Origin of the sequence: Streptomyces diacarni (genome assembly GCF_003323715.1) — a bacterium.
In the GTDB taxonomy this organism is placed as follows: Bacteria; Actinomycetota; Actinomycetes; order Streptomycetales; family Streptomycetaceae; genus Streptomyces; species Streptomyces diacarni.
The window spans coordinates 1-890 of the sequence record NZ_QOIN01000059.1 but is presented as its reverse complement, the minus strand read 5'-3'; the positions used below and the strand labels follow the sequence as shown (position 1 = coordinate 890).

The 890-nt window shown below is 68.2% G+C and carries 1 protein-coding gene; it reads left to right on the top strand.

Annotation, left to right across the window (positions count from 1 at the left end; genetic code table 11):
- Nucleotides 1-138: 138 nt before the first annotated feature.
- A partial coding sequence (locus DTL70_RS28455) for a beta-ketoacyl reductase (RefSeq protein ID WP_342776519.1) occupies nucleotides 139-890 on the top strand: 752 nt, incomplete at its 3' end.

Here is an 890-nt window from a genome sequence, read left to right as displayed (position 1 = left end):
ACTGGTCTGGTGCGTAGTGCGCAGAGTGAGAATCCGGGTCGGTTGGTGTTGGTGGATGCGGAGCCTGGTGAGGGGCCGGTGTCGTGGGGGTCGGTTGCGGCTGCGGTCGCGGGTGCGGTTTCGGCTGGGGAGTGGCAGGTGGCGCTGCGTGGGGGCCGGGTGTTGGTGCCGCGGCTGGCCAAGATCAGCGGACAGGCGGGCCTTGAAGAGGCTGAGGGTGGTCTGTCGGTGTTGGGTGGTGGCGGGACGGTCCTGGTGACGGGTGGTACCGGTGTGTTGGGTGCGGCTACCGCGCGGCATCTGGTTTCCCGGTATGGGGTGGATCGGTTGTTGCTGGTCAGCCGTAGTGGTATGGAGGCTGCGGGTGCTGCCGGCTTGGTGGCTGAGTTGGAGGGGGCTGGGGCGTGGGTGGAGGTGGCCGCGTGTGACGTGGCCGACCACGACGCACTGGCCGAACTTTTGGCTGCGATTCCGGCGGAGTATCCGTTGACGGGGGTCTTCCACACCGCTGGTGTGCTGGAGGACGCGACGCTGGGTTCGTTGTCGTCGGCGGGTTTGGCGCGGGTGTTGCGGCCGAAGGTGGATGCGGCCTGGAATCTGCATGAGCTGACTCGGGATGCCGGGTTGTCGGCGTTCGTGTTGTTCTCCTCCATCGCCGGCACCCTGGGCACGCCGGGGCAGGCCAATTACGCGGCGGGCAACACGTTCCTGGACGCGTTGGCGCAGCATCGCCACGCGCGGGGTCTTCCCGCTGTCTCGTTGGCGTGGGGTTTGTGGGAGGAGACCAGCGGTATGACCGGTGCCCTGGCCGGCACCGACCGCGACCGACTGACCCGGGGCGGACTGGTACCCCTGACCACCGAGCAGGGCATGACACTGCTCGACACCGC